The sequence below is a fragment of the Neorhizobium sp. IRS_2294 genome, from assembly GCF_050500145.1.
Lineage (GTDB): Bacteria > Pseudomonadota > Alphaproteobacteria > Rhizobiales > Rhizobiaceae > Neorhizobium > Neorhizobium soli.
This window is the reverse complement of the sequence record NZ_CP191439.1, coordinates 45,151-64,053: the sequence shown is the minus strand read 5'-3', so window position 1 is coordinate 64,053 and position 18,903 is coordinate 45,151. Positions and strand designations below refer to the sequence as shown.

Annotated in this window: 17 protein-coding genes; 6 read left to right on the top strand and 11 right to left on the bottom strand. The window is 61.6% G+C overall.

Features of this window, described 5'->3' with window-relative positions; translation table 11 throughout:
• Positions 1–79: 79 nt before the first annotated feature.
• Complete coding sequence (locus tag ACQY1K_RS00300) at positions 80–586, bottom strand: DUF1993 domain-containing protein (RefSeq protein ID WP_430257998.1); 507 nt, start codon at positions 584–586, stop codon at positions 80–82.
• A gap of 165 nt (positions 587–751) precedes the next feature.
• Here ACQY1K_RS00300 and ACQY1K_RS00295 point away from each other — a divergent pair, with 165 nt between their 5' ends.
• The 4 genes from ACQY1K_RS00295 (at position 752) to ACQY1K_RS00280 (ending at position 5,019) form a co-directional block, all read left to right on the top strand.
• Positions 752–1,819 carry an ABC transporter substrate-binding protein gene (locus tag ACQY1K_RS00295; protein WP_092664027.1) on the top strand — a complete coding sequence of 356 codons (1,068 nt, stop codon included), beginning with the start codon at positions 752–754 and terminating at the stop codon, positions 1,817–1,819.
• 230 nt (positions 1,820–2,049) lie between these two features.
• Positions 2,050–2,994, top strand: coding sequence for a Bug family tripartite tricarboxylate transporter substrate binding protein (locus tag ACQY1K_RS00290; protein ID WP_062578524.1), 945 nt, complete (start codon positions 2,050–2,052; stop codon positions 2,992–2,994).
• Positions 2,991–3,479, top strand: a complete 489-nt coding sequence (locus ACQY1K_RS00285) for a tripartite tricarboxylate transporter TctB family protein (RefSeq protein WP_062454230.1) — start codon at positions 2,991–2,993, stop codon at positions 3,477–3,479. Before ACQY1K_RS00290 ends, ACQY1K_RS00285 begins: the two co-directional genes overlap by 4 nt.
• Positions 3,480–3,501: 22 nt before the next feature.
• Positions 3,502–5,019, top strand: a complete 1,518-nt coding sequence (locus ACQY1K_RS00280; RefSeq protein WP_062454231.1) for a tripartite tricarboxylate transporter permease — start codon at positions 3,502–3,504, stop codon at positions 5,017–5,019.
• Positions 5,020–5,099: 80 nt separating this feature from the next.
• Here ACQY1K_RS00280 and ACQY1K_RS00275 read toward each other — a convergent pair whose 3' ends face one another.
• Genes ACQY1K_RS00275 through ACQY1K_RS00250 form a run of 6 tightly spaced genes read right to left on the bottom strand, consistent with a single transcriptional unit; the run spans position 5,100 to position 10,521 of the window.
• A complete protein-coding gene (locus ACQY1K_RS00275) occupies positions 5,100–6,032 on the bottom strand; it encodes a glutaminase (protein WP_062578522.1) in 933 nt (310 codons plus the stop codon).
• A gap of 3 nt (positions 6,033–6,035) precedes the next feature.
• A complete protein-coding gene (locus ACQY1K_RS00270) occupies positions 6,036–6,719 on the bottom strand; it encodes an ABC transporter ATP-binding protein (protein WP_430257997.1) in 684 nt (227 codons plus the stop codon).
• Positions 6,719–7,468, bottom strand: coding sequence for an ABC transporter ATP-binding protein (locus ACQY1K_RS00265; protein WP_430257996.1), 750 nt, complete (start codon positions 7,466–7,468; stop codon positions 6,719–6,721). Before ACQY1K_RS00265 ends, ACQY1K_RS00270 begins: the two co-directional genes overlap by 1 nt.
• Positions 7,461–8,438: a branched-chain amino acid ABC transporter permease gene (locus ACQY1K_RS00260; RefSeq protein WP_430257994.1), complete on the bottom strand. Its 978-nt coding sequence runs from the start codon at positions 8,436–8,438 to the stop codon at positions 7,461–7,463. Before ACQY1K_RS00260 ends, ACQY1K_RS00265 begins: the two co-directional genes overlap by 8 nt.
• Before the next feature lie 13 nt (positions 8,439–8,451).
• Complete coding sequence (locus ACQY1K_RS00255; protein ID WP_062454236.1) at positions 8,452–9,375, bottom strand: branched-chain amino acid ABC transporter permease; 924 nt, start codon at positions 9,373–9,375, stop codon at positions 8,452–8,454.
• 9 nt (positions 9,376–9,384) lie between these two features.
• On the bottom strand, positions 9,385–10,521 hold the full coding sequence (locus tag ACQY1K_RS00250; protein ID WP_430257993.1) for an ABC transporter substrate-binding protein: 1,137 nt from the start codon (positions 10,519–10,521) through the stop codon (positions 9,385–9,387).
• Positions 10,522–10,742: 221 nt separating this feature from the next.
• On the opposite strand from ACQY1K_RS00250, the gene ACQY1K_RS00245 reads away from it, so the two are divergent.
• Complete coding sequence (locus tag ACQY1K_RS00245) at positions 10,743–11,567, top strand: alpha/beta hydrolase (RefSeq protein ID WP_430257992.1); 825 nt, start codon at positions 10,743–10,745, stop codon at positions 11,565–11,567.
• Positions 11,568–11,577: 10 nt separating this feature from the next.
• Here the strand turns inward: ACQY1K_RS00245 and ACQY1K_RS00240 are convergent, their stop codons facing one another.
• From ACQY1K_RS00240 to ACQY1K_RS00225, 4 genes are read right to left on the bottom strand one after another with little or no spacing between them, the layout of a single operon-like run.
• Positions 11,578–12,099, bottom strand: coding sequence for a winged helix DNA-binding protein (locus tag ACQY1K_RS00240; protein ID WP_062454239.1), 522 nt, complete (start codon positions 12,097–12,099; stop codon positions 11,578–11,580).
• 55 nt (positions 12,100–12,154) lie between these two features.
• Positions 12,155–13,138 carry a TRAP transporter substrate-binding protein gene (locus ACQY1K_RS00235; RefSeq protein WP_092664043.1) on the bottom strand — a complete coding sequence of 328 codons (984 nt, stop codon included), beginning with the start codon at positions 13,136–13,138 and terminating at the stop codon, positions 12,155–12,157.
• A 20-nt stretch (positions 13,139–13,158) separates the two neighbouring features.
• Positions 13,159–14,472: a TRAP transporter large permease gene (locus ACQY1K_RS00230; protein ID WP_092664045.1), complete on the bottom strand. Its 1,314-nt coding sequence runs from the start codon at positions 14,470–14,472 to the stop codon at positions 13,159–13,161.
• Between the two features lie 3 nt (positions 14,473–14,475).
• A complete protein-coding gene (locus ACQY1K_RS00225) occupies positions 14,476–15,060 on the bottom strand; it encodes a TRAP transporter small permease (RefSeq protein WP_062578505.1) in 585 nt (194 codons plus the stop codon).
• Positions 15,061–15,257: 197 nt separating this feature from the next.
• On the opposite strand from ACQY1K_RS00225, the gene ACQY1K_RS00220 reads away from it, so the two are divergent.
• Positions 15,258–18,884, top strand: coding sequence for a hydantoinase B/oxoprolinase family protein (locus tag ACQY1K_RS00220; RefSeq protein ID WP_430257991.1), 3,627 nt, complete (start codon positions 15,258–15,260; stop codon positions 18,882–18,884).
• The last annotated feature ends 19 nt before the right edge of the window (positions 18,885–18,903 follow it).

Below are 18,903 nucleotides of genomic sequence, written 5' to 3'. Positions count from 1 at the left end.
CATTTCCCCGTTCCGGCTGACTCTTATCGCCGGGACGCGGGGTTGTCACTGGACACAGCAGCGTCTGCCGATAGCTCGCCTAGCTACGGCCGAGATAATCGGTCTTGCCGATGGGTACGCCTTTGTGGCGGAGGATCGCGTAGGCGGCGGTGAGATGGAAATAGAAGTTGGGCAGGGCAAACCCGAGAACGTAGTCGGTGGCTGTGAATTTCATCTCGCCGGACCGGGTCTTCAGCACGACCTCGGCCTCGTCGCGACCGGACATGCTGGCGGGAACAACGGTCTTCAGGAAGGCGACCGTCTTGTAGATGCGGGCATGGAGATCGGCGAACGTGACTTCGTTATCCTCCATCGCGACGTTTTCGAGTTGGCCGACGCGCACCGGGACGAACTTGGCCGTGTCGCTAGCGCGCTGGATCTGACCCGTCAGCGGCAGCATGTCCTCGATCAGGCGCGCTTCGAGAAGCTGGCTGTGGGGAATGCCCTTCTCGTCGGCGAAGGCTTCGGCCTTCTTCAGGATCTCGGAGAGATTGGCAAATCCACGGATAAACGCCGGGACGGAGACGTCGTATAGGGAAAGCGACATGGTTGTAACCTCAAAGGGCTGGTGGGGAAATCGCCATTCACAGGTAATAACGGCGACCGGCAATACAACAGGGGAGCGGTAAACCGCGAGCTCTGCATTCCGGACGCCAGTGAGGGATTTCCAACGGCTTGCCGCAAGCGCCCGGGTCGGGCATTCTTGCCCGCAATGAAAAAGCTTCTCCTCTGTCTTTGTCTCATCGCTGCGCCGCATCTGGCCGTCGCGGAAGTGCTGATGTTTCCTGCCCTTTCGGGCAACAAGGATGCGCCTGTCCTTACCGTCTATTCGTCGCTGGACGAGCCTCTTGCCAAGCCGATGATCACAGGCTTCCAGTCGTCCAACCCAGATGTGGCGGTGTCCTACGAGGACATGCTGACGGGAGAGATCTACGACAGGATCGTGCGGGAGACCGACGCGGGCCACAAGACAGCAGATTTCGCGTTTTCGTCGGCCATGGATCTCCAGGTCAAGCTTGCCAATGACGGTTACGCCCAGGCGAGCGACCTGCCGATGAGCGGGCGATGGCCCGAGTGGGCGAACTGGCGCAATACGGTTTACGCGCTGACCTTCGAGCCGGCCGTGTTCGTCTACAACAAGCCGAGTTTCAAGAACGAGGCGCCGCCTGCCACCCGCGCCGAGTTCATCGCGTTTCTGGCGCGCCAGGGTGACCAGGCGCATGGCCGCATCGGCACCTACGATATCGAACGCTCCGGTGTCGGCTTCCTGTTCATGTCGCGCGACCAGGAACAGTTCGGGGACATCTGGTCGGTGGTGCGGGCGATGGGCGAAGCGGGCGTCAAACTCTATTCGACAAGCGGCGCCATCCTCGAGAGGGTGGCGGATGGCCGTTTCCTGATGGGTTACAATATCGTCGGATCCTACGCCGCCGACTGGGCCTCACGGAACCCGAATGTCGGGATCGTCCTGCCGAAGGACTATACGGTGGTCATGTCGCGTATCGGGCTGGTGCCGCAAGCCGCTCAACGTGCCGATCTCGGAAAGCGCTACCTCGAATTCTTCATGTCGAAGGAGGGCCAGACGATTATGGCCCGCGAACTGCAGATCCCGGCCGTCAGTCCCGAAGTGTCCGGCAACAACACCGCAACGACGATGCGCGAGATGCTGGGTGGCCAATTGAAGCCGGTGCCCGTCAGCCTCGGGCTGATGGTCTATCTCGATCAGGTGAAACGGGCGCGGCTGATCTCGAAATGGAACGAGGTCTTGCGCCAGCAGTGATCAATTCTGGCGATTTTGAGGCATTTACCCTTGTCAAACAGACGCAGTCAGGGAAATGTCAGGTAGATGTCAGCTTGTTATGCTGCCTTAGAACCATTCGAGACCCGTTCGGAGGCGGACTCGATCGGTGACGGGAGGAGATCAACGGACGGCACCAGTCCGCTCAAATCGATCCTACCGTTGCGCCATCAAAGATTTCGTCCAAAAGGACGTCAACGGAGGACATACCCTTGAAACATTTTCTCATCGCATCTTTCCTCGCGGGCGCAGTCGCCTTCCCGGCCGTAGCGGCTGACTATTCGGTCATGGCACCCGCAGCGCCGGGCGGCGGCTGGGACCAGACGGCCCGCACCATGCAGGTCGCCCTGCAGCAGGAGAAGATCTCCAACCGCGTCCAGGTCATGAACGTTCCGGGCGCCGGCGGCACGATCGGCATCGCCCAGTTCGCCAGCCAGCAGAAGGGCAACCCGAACGCTCTGATGGTTGGCGGTTACGTCATGGTCGGCGCAATCCTCACCAACAAGTCGCCGGTAACCCTGAAGGACGTGACACCGATCGCACGCCTGACCGGCGAATACGAAGTGATCGTCGTCCCGACATCTTCCGACATCAAGACGATGGCGGATCTGGTCACCAAGCTGAAGGCTGATCCGGGTTCCGTATCTTGGGGTGGCGGTTCGGCTGGCGGCACCGACCATATCGGCGCTGGCCTCATTGCAAAGGCTGCCGGCGTAGACCCGACCAAGATCAACTACATCGCGTTTTCCGGTGGCGGCGAAGCGCTTGCCGCGATCCTGGGCAGCCAGGTGACTGCGGGCATTTCGTCCTATGGCGAATTCGAATCGCAGATCAAGGCCGGCTCGCTGCGCCTGCTGGGCATTTCGTCTGACAAGAAGATCGACGGCATCGATGCCCCGACGCTGAAGGAATCCGGTCTCGACGTCGTGCTGCAGAACTGGCGCATGGTTGCCGCTGCTCCCGGCATTTCCGAGGAGCAGAAGAAGACCATCACTGCCGACATCGAGAAGCTGGTAAAGTCCAAGACCTGGCAGGATAACCTGAAGACCAAGGGCTGGATGGACACCTACCTCTCCGGTCCGGCCTTCGATGAGCAGCTCGCCAAGGATATCGCTGCGACGGAAACCATCCTGAAGGACATCGGACTGGTCAAATGAGTTCTGAAAACACGACTACCGAACAGCGCCGCCCTGATTGGGCGGCGCTTGCCATTGCAGCCGTACTCGCGATCGTCGCCGCCGTCATCTTCATCGATGTGTCGCGGCTGACGAGTACGACTGGCTACTCGCCTGTCGGCCCCGCCTCCGTGCCCTACTGGATCGCTTTCGGCCTGATCGGCCTTGCCATCTGGACGGTCTTTGCGGCATTCCGTCGGGATTTCCCCGCGCGCGAACGGCAGGAATTCGGGCCCGTCGCCTGGGTTGTCGCCGGGCTTCTCGCCCAGATGATCCTGATCCGGTTCGTCGGGTTCTCGATTGCGACAGGCCTGCTTTTCGCTTTCGCCGCACGCGGCTTCGGTGCCCGTCGGCTGCATATCAGCATTCCGATCGGCATCGCGATCTGTCTCGCCATCTGGTACCTGTTTGCGGGCGTCCTGCAGCTTTCCCTTCCCGCCGGTCCGCTGGAAAACCTGCTCCTTTAACTTGGAGCCAGAGAGTTAATCCATGAGCACTTTCGAATTCCTTCTTCAGGGTCTGGCCTCTGCCGCAGAGCCGATGAACCTGTTTTACGCGCTCGTCGGCGTAACGCTCGGCACGATGGTCGGCGTGCTGCCCGGCATCGGCCCGGCAACCACCGTCGCGCTGCTTCTGCCCGTTACCTACCAGCTGGATGCGACCGGCTCGCTGATCATGTTTGCCGGCATCTATTACGGCGGCATGTACGGGGGGTCGACGACCTCGATTCTTCTCAACACGCCAGGCGAAAGCGCCTCGATCGTCACTGCGCTCGAGGGCAACAAGATGGCTCGCGCCGGACGAGGGGGGCCAGCGCTTGCAACAGCTGCGATCGGTTCCTTCGTTGCCGGCCTGATCGCCACGCTCGCGCTCGCCTTCGTTGCGCCCTATATCGTCAAGCTGGCGCTGGTGTTCGGTCCGCGCGAATATTTCGCGCTGATGGTTCTCGCCTTCGTCACAGTCTCCTCGGCTTTCGGAAACTCGACGCTGCGGGGCCTGACATCTCTGTTCATCGGCCTTGCTTTGTCGCTTGTCGGAATCGATCAGCTGACCGGCCAGAACCGCCTTTCCTTCGGCGTACCTGACCTTCTCGACGGCATCGAGGTCACGACCATGGCGGTTGCCATGTTTGCGATCGGCGAGACGCTGTTTATCGCAGCCCAGGGTGCCCAGGCTCCCGACAAGGTGGAAGCGATCAAGGGCTCCGTCTGGATGACCGCCCAGGACTGGGCGCGCTCTTGGAAAGCCTGGTTGCGCGGGACCGTCATTGGCTTCCCGATCGGCGCAATGCCGGCCGGTGGTGCAGAAATCGGCACCTTCCTCTCCTATGCGACCGAAAAGCGTCTTTCCAAGCATCCTGAAGAGTTCGGCAATGGTGCGATCGAAGGTGTTGCCGGTCCGGAAGCTGCCAACAACGCATCCGCCGCCGGTACGCTCGTGCCGCTTCTGACGCTTGGTCTTCCGACGTCGGCGACCGCTGCCATCATGCTGGCCGGCTTCCAGCAATACGGCCTGCAGCCGGGCCCACTGCTTTTTGTCACCAACCCGCAGCTGGTCTGGGGACTGATTGCTTCGCTTCTCATCGCCAACCTGATGCTGCTGGTGTTGAACCTGCCGCTGGTCGGTCTGTGGGTGAAGCTGCTGACGATCCCGAAGCCTTGGCTCTATGCCGGCATTCTCGTGTTTGCGACGCTTGGCACGATTGGCGCCAATCCGTCGGTGTTCGAGCTTGGCATGCTGCTCGTCTTCGGTCTCGTCGCCTACATCATGCGCGTGTTCGACTATCCGATCGCGCCCGTGATCGTCGGCCTGATCCTTGGCCCGCTCGCCGAGCAGCAGTTGCGCCGTGCCTTGTCGATCAGCCAGGGCGACGTGACGGTGCTGTTCACCTCGCCGATCGCCGCAGGCCTGCTGCTCGTGGCAGCGGCTGCCCTGATCGTACCGCTGGTGCTGCGCATGCGCGGTCGTGGCAATGTGCTGAACCAGATGGCTGCCAGCGAAGACTGAGGACCTCAGCCTTCCCCCAACGAAACAAGCCCGGTCTTCCGAAAGGAGGCCGGGCTTTCTGTTTTGAAGGGAGTGTTGTGTCAGTGCCCGAACACGGACCAGCCGGTTTCATCCGCCAGCATTTCGAGCGCCAGCGAACCGACCAGCGAATTGCCGTTCTGATTGAGACCTGGAGACCAGACGGCCATCGATGCGCGTCCCGGCGCCACGGCCATGATGCCGCCGCCGACACCACTCTTGCCAGGAAGTCCGACCCGATAAGCGAACTCGCCGGAGCCGTCATAGTGGCCGCAGGTCAGCATGAGGGCGTTGATGCGCCGTGCCCGCTGGCTTGAGACCACGGTGTGCCCGGTCATCGGGTTGCGGCCATTGGCGGCGAGGAATAGACCGGCCCGCGCCAGCTGGGTGCAGGTCATGGAGATGGCGCAGTGGTGGAAATAGACGCCGAGCACATGCTCGACCGGATGCGAGAGCTTGTTGAAAGAGCGCATGAAATTGGCAAGCGCAAAATTTCGGTAGCCGGTCGCTTCCTCGGATTTCGCAACCGACGGGTCGATCGCGATCGTTTCGTCATCCGCGAGATAGCGGACGAAGCGCAGGATCTCCCCGATCGCCTCGCGCGGCGTATGGCCAGCAAGAACGAGATCGCTGACGGCAATCGCGCCGGCATTGATGAAGGGGTTGCGGGGCTTTCCGGCCTCCTGTTCGAGCTGGACAATGGAGTTGAAGGGAGAGCCCGACGGCTCCCGACCGACCCGGTTCCAGGTGGTTTCGCCATGCTTGCCGAGTGCGAGCGTCAGCGTGAAAACCTTCGACACGCTCTGGATCGAGAAAGGTTCGGCACAATCTCCGGCGCTATGGACCTTGCCGTCGACCGTGACGACCGCCATGCCAAACTTGCGTGGATCGACATGGGCAAGCTGGGGAATGTAGTCGGCCACTTTTCCCTCGCCCAGCCGGCTCTGCAGCTTGGCGTGGATCCGATCGACGATGGCCTGCAGATCGTCCGTCATTGCTCACACTCCGAGATATCGATCCTGCAACCCTGGTGTCAGATCGGCTGGGGCGCCGATCCAGACGCTTCTGCCGTTTTCGAGGATGACGCACCGGTCGGCAACCGGCAAGAGCTCGGACAGCGTCTTGTCGACCAGGAGAATGGACAGGCCCTTCGTCTTCAACTGGCGCAACGCCTTCCAGATATCCTGGCGGATGACAGGTGCAAGCCCCTCCGTCGCCTCGTCGAGGATCAGCAGCCGCGGATTGGTCATCAGCGCGCGTCCGATCGCCAGCATCTGCTGCTCGCCGCCGGAGAGCGATCTGGCCATCTGCGCATGCCGTTCCTCCAGACGGGGAAACAGGGCATTGATCTCTGAGACGGTCCATTCACCGGGTCTTGCGGCGGCGACCAGGTTTTCGTGAACGGTGAGGTTCGGGAAACAGCGGCGTCCCTCGGGCACAAGTCCGACGCCCAGCCGCGCCACCTTGTAGGGTGCCAGCTTCCCGGTGTCCTTACCATCGAAGACGATGCGGCCGGTTTTCGGGCTCAAGAGATTGCAGATCGACTTGATGGTCGTGGACTTGCCCATGCCGTTGCGGCCCATCAGCGCCACGACCTCGCCTTCCGCCACCGCAAATTCGACGCCGAACAGCGCCTGGCTGCTGCCGTAGTACGTCGCGATATCCTTGACATCGAGCAGCATCAGGCGTGATCCCCCAGGTAGGCGGTACGGACCGCCGGATCGCGCCTTATATCCTCAACCGTGCCGGTTGCGATGATGCGGCCGTAGACCAGAACCGAAATCCGGTCGGCCAGCGCGAAGACGGCATCCATATCATGTTCCACAAGCAGGATCGGTGCTTCCTGGCGCAGCGTATCGAGAAAGCCTGTAAGCCGTTTCGAACCTTCCGGCCCCATTCCCGCCATCGGCTCGTCGAGAAGCAGAGCCTTCGATTGCAGGGCCAGCGCCATGGCGATCTCCAGCTGGCGGCGCTCGCCGTGGGAAAGCTCGGCCGCCGGCAGGCGTGCCCGGTCGGACAGACCGACGCGCTCGAGGATCGCCATCGCAGGATCGATCAGCGATCTGTCGCGCATGACAGGTCGGAAGAAACCGAAACTCGACCCCTGCCTCGCCTGAACCGCCAGCATGACATTACGCAGCGCTGAAAACTCCTGCGCCAGCGACGACACCTGAAACGTGCGACCGAGCCCCCGTCGGGCGCGAGCGGCAGCACTCAGTGCGCCGATGTCTTCACCCGCGAGGCGGATCGTGCCGCTATCCTGCTTGAGCGTGCCGCAGATCTGGTGAATCAGGGTCGATTTTCCGGCACCGTTTGGACCGATCAGTGCGTGGATTTCGCCCGGCTTCAGGTCGAGCGTGATGCCGTCGGTGGCACGAAGCGCTCCGAAGCTCTTGACGAGATTGTCTATCTGGAGAACCGGCTCAACCATGTCTCGTCTTTCCGGCAAGCAGGCCCAGCAATCCGCCGCGGGCAAAGAGCACCACGCCGAGAAGGATGAGGCCAAGGAAGAACTGCCAGCGTTCGGTGAGGCCGCCCAGCGCGAACTCGAACGCCACATAAAGCGCTGCCCCTGCCAGCGGCCCGAAAAGCCGGCCGGTGCCGCCGAGAATGATCAGGACGATGAGTTCGCCCGACATGGGCCAGGCGAGCATGGACGGGCTGACGAAGCGGTTGAGATCTGCGTAGAGAGCGCCGGCAAGGGCCGTGATCATGGCCGAGATGACGAAACCTGCGAGCCGGATACGATAGGGGTCTATGCCGAGGGCGGCAACGCGAATCTCGTTCTGGCGGGTGGCAACCAGCGCCGCACCGAACCGCGACGCACGGATCAGCGCGAAAAGGCCGATGCCGGCCAGCAGAACGGCATATGCGACGAAGAAGAAATTGAGCGGGCGCATCGTGTTGGTGCCCGGAAACTGGTTGCGCACCGCGATCGAAAGCCCATCCTCGCCACCGTAAGCCGGCCAGGATATCGCGAAGTAATAGACCATCTGCGCGAAGGCGAGCGTGATCATGATGAAATAGACGCCTGACGTTCGCAGGCTGAGCGCGCCGATGGCGAGCGCCACCAGACCGGCTGCGATGACCGCGACCAGCCAGATGATCGGCATCTGCGCCGTGCCCGGGAGATCGAACAGCAGCGGTTCGCCTGATAGCGCGTGGCTTGCAAGAATGCCGGCGGCATAGCCTCCGATGCCGAAAAAGGCTGCGTGGCCGAACGACACCATACCGCCGAGGCCGAGCGCGAGATTGAGGCCGAGGGCTGCCAGCGCCAGAATGGCGATCCGGGTCGCGAGGGTCACGTAGAACGGCTGGCCGAGGGCATTCGCGGCCACGGGCACGGCGAGCAGCAGGAGGGCCAGCGTGAGATTGACTGCGTTTTCGCGGGTCAGCACCATCGTTGAACGGCCTTCATGCATGTGCTGGCGGAAACAGGCCGCGAGGTTTTACCGACAGGATCACGGCCATGACCACATAGATCAGCATCGATGCCGCAGCGCCGCCGATCATGCCCGCCTGGGACGGGTCCATGAACAGGGTCAAAAGTTGCGGCAGAAGAAGCCGGCCGAGCGTATCGGTGATACCGACGAGCAGCGCGCCAATGAGCGCACCCTTGATCGAGCCGATACCGCCGATGACGATCACCACGAAGGCGAGGATGAGCACCGGTTCGCCCATGCCGACCTGGACCGATTGCAGCGGGCCGACGATTGCGCCGGCAAGTCCCGCCAGAGCGGAGCCCAGTGCAAAGACCAGCGTATAGAGCGTGCGGATATCGACGCCGAGCGCGCCGATCATTTCGCGGTCGCTTTCGCCGGCCCGGATTCGCATGCCGAGCCGGGTCTTGCCGATCAGCAGATAAAGGCCGAGCGCCACCAAGGCACCGACAGCGATGATCGCCAGGCGGTAGACGGGATAGGTTGCATCCCCCGGCAGAGCGACCGCGCCCTGCAGCAACGGCGGAATATCGAGATAAAGCGGGAAGGAGCCAAACAGCCAGCGGGTGCCTTCGGAAAAGATCAGGATCAGTGCAAACGTCGCCAACACCTGATCGAGATGATCGCGGTCATAGAGCCTGCGGATGACCAGGAGTTCGACGATGGCACCGGCTGCCGCCGCACAGGCAAGGCTGGCGACGAGACCGAGCCAGAACGACCCGGTCAATGCTGCAACGGCCGCGCAGGCGAAGGCGCCGACCATGTAGAGCGAGCCATGGGCGAGATTGATCAGGCCCATGACGCCGAAGATCAGCGTCAGCCCGGCAGACATGAGAAACAACATGACGCCGAGCTGGATACCGTTCAGCAGCTGCTCGAGAGCAAGCGAGATGGTCACATGCTTCCCTTAGATCTTGCAGTCTTTGGCGTAGACGTCGCCATGATCGGCAAAGATCTTCTCGACCGTCTTGTTGGTCAAAACGCCGTCCTTCTTCACCACTTCCGTCAGGTAGATATCCTGGATCGGATGCTGGTTGGTGTTGAACTTGAACTTGCCACGCGGCGACTTGATGTCGGCTTTGAGAAGTTCCGCGCGGAAAGCCTCGGTATCCTTGACGTCTGCCTTCGCGGCGGCCGACGCGATTAGCTGACCGGCATCATAGGCCTGGAGCGCATAGATGGACGGCAGGCGATTGTATTCGGCCTTGAAGTCGGCGACGAATTTCCGGCTGACATCGGTATCGAAATCCGGAGCCCACTGTCCGGACGCCTTGGCGCCAAGTGCTGCATCGCCGATGGCCGGCAACACATCCTGGCTGAAGGAGAAGCCCGGCCCCATGACCGGGATCTTCACACCCGACTGGGCAAACTGCTTCATGAAGGAAATGCCCATGCCGCCCGGCAGGAAGACGAAGATGCCGTCGGCACCCGACGCCCGCATCTGGGCGATTTCGGCAGCGTAATCGGTCTGGCCAACCTTGGTATAGACTTCGCCCGCAAGCTCGCCCTTGTAATAGCGCTTGAAGCCCGTCAGCGAATCCTTGCCGGCCGGATAGTTCGGCGCCAGGATGAACATCTTCTTGTAGGACTTGTTGGCATATTCGCCGACAGCTTCGTGAAGATTGTCGTTCTGATAGGCAGCGTTGAAATAGAGCTTGTTGCAGCCGGCACCGGCGAGCGCTGCGGGTGCTGCATTGGTCGAGACGTAGAACTTGTCCTGCGCGACCGCGCCCGGCACGACGGCCATCAAAAGGTTCGACCAGACGATGCCGGTGAGCAGGTCGACATTGTCGCTCTGGATCATCTTGTCGGCGATCTGGACGGCAAGTTCCGGCTTCTGCGCATCATCTTCGGTGACGACGGTGATATCCTTGTTGCCGGACTGCTTGATCGCCAGCATGAAGCCGTCGCGCGTATCGACGCCGAGGCCTGCACCGCCGCCGGATAGCGTGGTGATCATGCCGATCTTGAGCGGCTCGGCGATGGCCAGACCGGATGCGCCGAGGCTGAGTGCCATCGTGGCGGCGACCAGGATTTTATTCATCGTCATTCTCCCCTTTTTTGTCCCCTGCTCCGCCAATCCATCGATGGCGGTGAAACCGTTACCTTCCACATTCGCCGGCAAACTTCCACCGCGTGCAAGCGCAAAAAGCATCACAAAGCAAACTATGCCGACGAGGAGAAGTCTTGGAACAGCAGAGCAGGCTTTCCAGCGACATCGGGGGCGGGTTATGACGCTTGTCGGATCGAACAGGAGACAATCACATGCGCCACGGGATCATCGACTGGGACGACGCCTATGCCAATGGCCCGAACATTCCAAAGGGCGATCGTTGGCCTGCTGCCTGGGTGGAACCGGCAAGACTGTACCGCGAAACGCTCGCGGCAGAAGGACGTGCGAAGCTCGGCATCGCCTATGGCGACAAGCTGCGCAACCGGTTCGATCTCTTGCTTCCCGCCGGAAAGCCGGAAGGCCTTGTCGTCTATGTCCATGGCGGGTTCTGGATCGCGCTCGATAATAGCTATTGGTCGCATTTCGCCCATGGCTCGCTGGAAAGCGGATATGCGGTAGCACTCCCCTCCTACACGCTTGCGCCGGAAAATCGGATCGCTGAAATCACCCTCGAGATCGGCCAAGCGATCACGGCCGCAGCAGATCTGGTGGACGGGCCGATACGGCTTGCCGGGCATTCGGTGGGCGGGCATCTGGTGACGCGGATGATCACCACCACGTCGCCACTCGCAGAGACCGTCCGAGACCGCATCGTCAACACGGTGTCGATCTCGGGCGTGCATGACCTTCGCCCGATCATGAAGACGAAGATGAACGAAAAGCAGCGGATCGATCCTGACGAGGCGCAGCGCGAAAGCCCGGCCTTGCTGGAACCCCTCCCGAACACGCGCCTCACCTGCTGGGTGGGCGGCAACGAGCGCTCGGAATTCCTTCGCCAGAACGCGCTGCTCGCCATTATCTGGAAGGGTCTGGGGGCCGAGACCGAAGCCGTCGAGGAGCCGGACAAAAACCATTTCACGGTTCTGGACGGGCTATCCGATCCTAACCATCCGCTGACGAGGGCGCTTCTGTCCTAGCGTTTCGTCGCTAGAGAGACGCGGCGCCGCGGGCGGCCTGATCGTAGTGGCCGGACAGGGCGCGAAGGCGGGCTGCGACATCCGACAGGGAGTCGGCAGATACTTCGGTCGCCAGGACGGATTTGACGAGCAGGCTTTCACGCATGGCCTTGTAGCGGGCACAGGCTGCAGCACCCGCCTCGGTCACCATGACCAGCTTTTCCTTGCCGCGTCTGCCGGACTTGATCAGCTTCAGCCGTTCTAGCTTTTTCAGCGCGTAGGTCACGACGTGGGTGTCTTCGATATTGAGGACGAGCGCGATATCGGCAAGCGTTTTCGGCTTGTTGCGGCTGTTGACGTTGTGCAGGACGAGGATGTCCACGGTTGAAAGATCGGGCACTCCGGATGCCGCCATGCAGCGCACCATCCAGCGGCTGAACGCATGATTGAGCATGGTGAGGCCGAACTCGATTTCGGACAGAGCCGGCAGCGCGCCGCTTGCAAGGTGCTCCGAAGAAACGATCGGGCCAACAGTGTCTATCGGTTCGGACATGAGCTTCTCCGGAATGAGAGGGCGCCGCGGCACGATTGCCACGGCGCTTCCGAAATCACATCTTCTTGTAGGCGTCCAGAATGGCGGCGCCATCTGCGCCGGCTTTCTTGGACCAATCCTCGGTCAGCTTGGCGCCGATTGCGGAAAGGCCGGTCTTCAGTTCGGCGCTTGGTTCCAGAACCTGCATGCCGTTCTTCTTCAGCGTTTCCATGTAGGACGCCGTCTTTTCGGCGGCCATCGACCAGCCGCGGGTTTCTGCAGCCGCAGCCGCATCCGTCACGGCTTTCTGCGTGGCGGCGTCGAGGGCTGCGAACGCAGCCTTGTTGACGAAGATGACATTCTTCGGGATCCAGGCCTGGGTGTCATAATAGTGGGTCAGCGATTCCCAGATCTTGCTGTCGACGCCCGTGGCGCTGGAGGTCATCAAGCCATCGACGACACTGGTTGCCAGAGCCTGCGGCAGTTCGGCGGCCTGGACGGTGACCGGCTGGGCGCCGACCATTTCAGCAATCCGCGACGTGCCGACATTATACGCGCGCCATTTCAGACCTTTCAGGTCGGCAACGCTGTTGACGTCCTTCTTGGTAAAGACGCCCTGCGGCGGCCATGGCGTGGTGTAGAGAAGTTTCAGACCCTGCTTGTCGAGCGCCTGTTCGATAGCGGGCTTCGACGCTGTGTAAAGCTTCTTGGACTGTTCGAAGCTGGTGGCCAGGAACGGCACGACGTCGATCCCGAAGACCGGGTTTTCGTTTTCGTGCAGCGACAGCAGCACTTCGCCCGCCTGCGCCTGGCCGGTCTGGACCGCGCGCTTGATATCGGGGGCCTTGAAGAGGGAGGCATTCGGATGGACGGTGATCTTCAGCTCACCTTTGGTGGCCGCATCGATGTCCTTGGCGAACTGGTTGAGGTTCTCGACATGGTAGTTGGTCGGTGGATAGGCGGACGGCAGGACCCAGTTGGCTGCGAAAGACGATGCTGTGGACGCGAGGAGCGCAGCTGCGGCAATGCCGAGGCGGGCGAGTTTTCCAGTGACCTTCATTTTCAGTTCCCTCTTTGTGATTAACCCGGGAATGCCATTTTCGGCAGAACCATCACGATTTCCGGGAAAACCGTAATGATGGCGACGGTCGCCACAAGCAGGAAAAAGAATGGCAGCGAGGCTTTTGCCACCGTCAGGCTATCGCGCCCGCTCATCGTCTGCAGGACGAAGAGATTGAAGCCGACCGGCGGAGAGACCTCCGCCATCTCGACGATCAGCACCAGGAAGATGCCGAACCAGACGAGGTCGAAGCCGGCCTGCTCAATCATCGGCAGAACGACAACCGTGGTGAGGACGATCATCGAAAGACCATCGAGTGCCGCACCAAGCAGAATATACATGATCGTCAGCACGGCGATCAAAGCGTAGGGGCTGAGGTTGAAGCTATCGACCCAGGCAGCCAGCGCGTTCGGAATGCCGGTATATCCCATGGCGATCGACATGAAGCCGGCGCCCGTCAGGATGAGCATGATCATGCAGGTGAGACGTGTCGCGCCCATGACGCTGTCCCAGAAGGACTTCCAGCTGAGCGTTTTCGACCAGGCCGCAATGGCGAGCGAGCCGGCCACACCCCAGGCCGCACATTCCGTCGCCGTGGCCCAGCCGAGCAACAGCGTTGCGAAGACGAGGATGATCAGGAGGCTGACTGGGATGAGGTTGGCCGATTCCTTGAGTTTCTCTTTAAAGCTCATTTTCGGCGGCGCAGGCGGCTGCTTGTCGGGGTTGAGCAGCGACCAGACGACGATATAGCCGCAATAGAGGACCATCACGATCAGGCTCGGCAGGAAGCCGGCGAGGAAGATCTGGATGATCGAGACGTTGGCGGCGACCGCATAGACGACCATGGTGATCGACGGCGGAATGAGAATGCCGAGCGTGCCGGCACCGGCCAGCGAGCCGAGGCTGACCATTTCGTCATAGCCGCGCTTCTTCAGCTCCGGCAGGGCGATTTTGGCAATCATTGCCGTGGTTGCAGCCGAGGAACCGGAGATCGAGCCGAACAGGCCGCATCCGAGAACGTTGACATGCATGAGCCTGCCCGGCAGCCAGCCAAGCCAGGGCGCCAGCCCCCGGAACATCTCTTCGGACAGCTTCGTCCTGAACAGGATTTCGCCCATCCAGACAAACAGCGGCAGCGCCGCCAGCGACCAGGACGCGCCGTTGCTCCAGGAGTTGGTGGCCAGCACCGCGCCAAACGGGATGCCCGGCACGAAAAGCATGGCAATCAGGCCGCAGATCAGCAGCGAGAAGCCGATCCAGACTCCGGCGGCCAGAAGCGCCAGCAGCGCGACGAGGACGACGCCGGCGATTTCAACGAGTTCAATCGTTCCCATGCGTCAGGCCCCGCTCTGCATTGCGCGTTCGATTACTTCTTCGGCCGTTTCGGCAGGCGGCTTTTCGTAGCGCGGCGACCCACCGAAAAGCACGTGCAGAAGCTCGTCCGTCATGGCGACAGCCAGGATGATCAGGCCGCCGGAAAAACCGATCTGGGGGATCCACAGCGGCATGGCGATGACGCCTTGGGCAAGATCGTTGAACCGCCACGACGTGACGTTCATGTCGAAAGCGTACCAGGCGAAATAGAGGGCAGCGGCGGACCCAACCAGCAGGGCAAAAATCTCGACCATCTGGCGGGTACGGCCGGTGAACCTTTCCACCAGCAAGCCGACGCGGATCATTTCGCCGGAGCGGAATGTATGGGCGAGACCGAGGAAGGCAGACGCCGCCATTGCCCAGGATGCGAAATCGTCGCCGGCCGGAACGTCTATCCCAAGCGGGCGACCTGCGGAAAGCGCGAGCATGATGAGGAAGATCGCGATCAGGAAAAGGCCGGCCAGCCAGCCGGACACGAGGTACAATCCGTCCAACCCTTTGCGGAGCCATTCGGGGAAGATGCTGTGGCGTGGATCAACGGTGGACACAGTTTGCCCTCCGCACAAGAATGCGTAGATCGCTCATATGGCTTCCCCTCGGTTGCCTTTGCGGCGCGGCTCTTCTGGCCACTTTGCCTGTTATAAAGGCATGATGCCGTACTGGGCATTTTCCTGTCAATCGATCATTGACGTTTTATCGACGAAATGTTCTCGTGGACTCAAATCGATCGTTACGGGGGCATTGCATGGCGCAGGACAAGTGGGATTTCTGGATCGACCGCGGCGGCACATTTACCGACATCGTTGGGCGCAAGCCGGATGGGACACTTGTGGCCCACAAGGTCCTTTCGGAAAATCCCGAAGCCTATCGCGATGCTGCCGTGCAGGGCATTCGCGAGTTGCTGCAGGTCGAAGCTGGGCAACCTATTCCGGCCGAACTGGTCGGCGCCGTAAAGATGGGAACGACCGTCGCTACCAACGCGCTGCTGGAGCGCAAGGGCGAGCGGACGCTGCTCGTCACCACACGCGGCTTCAAAGATGCGCTGGCGATCGGTTATCAGGCCCGAACCGACATCTTTGCCAAGAAGATCGTGAAGCCCGAACTGCTCTACACGGCGGTCGTGGAAGTCGATGAGCGCGTTCGCGCCGACGGAGAAGTTGAGGCGGAACCGGACGAAGCAACGGTGCGCGCGGACCTGCAGGTGCAGTTCGATGCGGGCTACCGCGCCATCGCCATCGTCTTCATGCACGCCTATCGTTACCCGGCTCACGAACAGCTTGTTGCAGCGATCGCCCGCGAGATCGGCTTTGCCCAGGTCTCGGTCAGCCATGAGGTTTCGCCGCTGATCAAGCTGGTCGGCCGCGGCGACACGACCGTCGTAGACGCCTATCTTTCGCCAATCCTGCGCCGCTACGTCGATCAGGTGGCGAGCGAACTCGGAACAGACGCCAAGAGTGCAGGAAAAGACGGCCCGCAGCTGATGTTCATGCAGTCTTCCGGCGGGCTTACCGCTGCAAGACTTTTCCAGGGCAAGGACGCAATCCTCTCCGGCCCGGCCGGCGGCGTCGTTGGCGCGGTCGAAACCTCGCGACTTGCCGGGTTCGACAGAATGGTCGGCTTCGACATGGGCGGCACATCCACCGATGTTTCGCACTATGACGGAGAGCTTGAACGCTCGTTCGAGACCGAAGTCGCAGGCGTGCGGATGCGCGCGCCGATGATGTCGATCCACACGGTCGCGGCCGGCGGCGGCTCTATCCTGCATTTCGAAAACGGTCGGTTCCGCGTCGGCCCGGATTCCGCTGGCGCCAATCCCGGCCCGAAAGCCTATCGCCGCGGCGGGCCGCTGACCGTCACCGATGCGAACGTGATGCTGGGCAAGCTTTCACCGGAACTCTTCCCTAGAATTTTCGGTCCGAACCGCGATCAGCCGCTGGATGCCGGCTCGGTTCGCACAGCTTTCGAGGAGATGGCGACGGTGGTCGGCGATGGCCGCACGCCGGAACAGGTGGCGGATGGTTTCCTTGCCATCGCGGTCGAGAACATGGCCAATGCCGTCAAGAAGATCAGCGTTCAGCGCGGCTACGACGTCACGCATTACGCGCTGACCTGTTTCGGTGGCGCCGGCGGTCAGCATGCCTGCCTGACCGCGGACGCGCTCGGTATCTCGACGCTCCTGATCCATCCATTTTCCGGCATCCTCTCCGCCTACGGGATGGGTCTCGCCGATATCCGCGCTACCCGCCAACGGACGGTTTCGCGGCCGCTTTCCGAAGCACTGGCTTCGCTTGACCCGGTTCGCGACGAACTTTCCGCCAGCGTGCTCGAGGAAATGGGTTCGCAGGGCGTGGCTCAAGCGCAGACTGAGGTGCTACACCGCGCCCACCTTCGCTATCAGGGCACGGATACGACCCTCTCGGTCGCGGTGACAGATGCCGCCGAGATGACGGCAGCGTTCGAGACTGTCCACCGGAAGCAGTTCGGCTTTATCTTCGAGAACCGTGAGATCATCTTCGAGGCCTACGAGGTCGAGGCGATCGGCGGTGGTGCCGATGCATCGGAACCTGAGTTTGCGCTGGACGACGCGGCCCCAACGGCTGCGGAGCACACGCGGTTCTATTCCACCGGCGCATGGCGCGAGGCACCTGTCTATCGCCGCGCCGACATCAATCCCGGTGCGCGCGCGAGCGGTCCCTGCCTGATCGTCGAGCCGCACCAGACGATCGTGATCGAGGACGGGTGGGCATTCGAAGTGACCCGGCTCAACCACGTCGTCCTCAAACGTATCGTCACGCTCTCGCGTGCCAAGGCTGTCGGCACCCAGGCCGATCCCGTTCTGCTCGAGGTCTTCAACAACCTGTTCATGTCGATTGCCGAGCAGATGGGCGTGACGCTGCAGAACACGGCGTCGTCCGTCAACATCAAGGAACGGCTGGATTTCTCCTGCGCCGTGTTCGACGAGAACGGCGCGCTGGTCGCCAATGCGCCGCATATGCCAGTCCATCTCGGATCGATGGATCGCTCCGTCGAAAGCATCATTGCGCAGAACCAGGGCAAGATCCGTCCCGGCGACGTCTTCGCGTTGAACGCGCCCTACAATGGCGGAACGCATCTGCCCGATATTACCGTGGTGACACCGGTGTTCGATGACGCGGGTGAGAAAATCCTGTTCTACGTCGCGTCGCGCGGTCACCATGCCGATGTCGGCGGCACAGCGCCGGGATCGATGACGCCGCTGGCGACGACCGTCGACGAGGAAGGCGTGCTGTTCGACAACGTGCTTCTGGTCGACCGCGGCCGGTTCGACGAGGCGGGCATCACCAACCTCCTGTCCGACCATCCCTACCCGGCCCGCAACGTTGCACAGAACGTCGCGGACCTCAGGGCGCAGATCGCGGCCAACGAAAAGGGCGTTTACGAAATGCGTCGGATGATCGCGCAGTTCGGGCTCGATGTCGTGCAGGCCTATATGGGCCACGTCCAGGACAATGCGGAAGAAAGCGTCCGCCGCGTTCTGGAAAAGCTCGGTGATGCGGAGTTTTCCTACGCGACCGACCAGGGCAGCACGATCAAGGTCAAGATCACCATCGACAGGCAAAAGCGCGAGGCGACGGTCGATTTTACCGGCACCAGCGAGCAGAAAAAGAACAATTTCAACGCGCCCGAGCCTGTGACGCGCGCGGCGGTTCTTTACGTGTTCCGCGTGATGGTGGAGAGCTCAATCCCGATGAATGCTGGGTGCCTGAAGCCTATCCGCATCATCGTGCCTGATGGTTCGATGCTCAAGCCGCAATATCCGGCAGCGGTCGTTGCCGGAAATGTCGAGACGTCGCAGCACGTGACGAATGCTCTGTTCGGCGCGCTGGGTGCGATCGCAGCAAGCCAAGGCACGATGAACAACCTGACCTTCGGCAACGCCACCTACCAGTATTACGAGACGCTGTGCTCCGGTTCGCCGGCCGGTCGCTTCAACGACGGCAGCGGCTTTGCCGGCACCGACGCTGTCCATGTGCACATGACCAACTCGCGTCTCACCGATCCGGAAATCCTGGAGACGCGCTATCCGGTGCTGCTGGAAGATTTCCACATCCGCGACAATTCCGGCGGACAGGGGCAGTTTGCGGCAGGCGACGGCACGAAGCGGACGATCCGGTTTCTCGAAACGATGGATTGCGCCATCCTCTCCTCGCATCGAACGCTTCACCCGCACGGCCTTGACGGCGGCGGAGAGGGAGAGCTTGGCATCACCACCGTGCGCAGGCTCGACGGCTCGATCGAGACACTTCCGGGCTGTGCCCAGACGGTGATCGAGGCGGGCGAAGCGGTGACCGTGACGACACCAACGGCTGGGGGCTATGGCAAAACGGCGTGATCTGCCGTAACCGGAGATC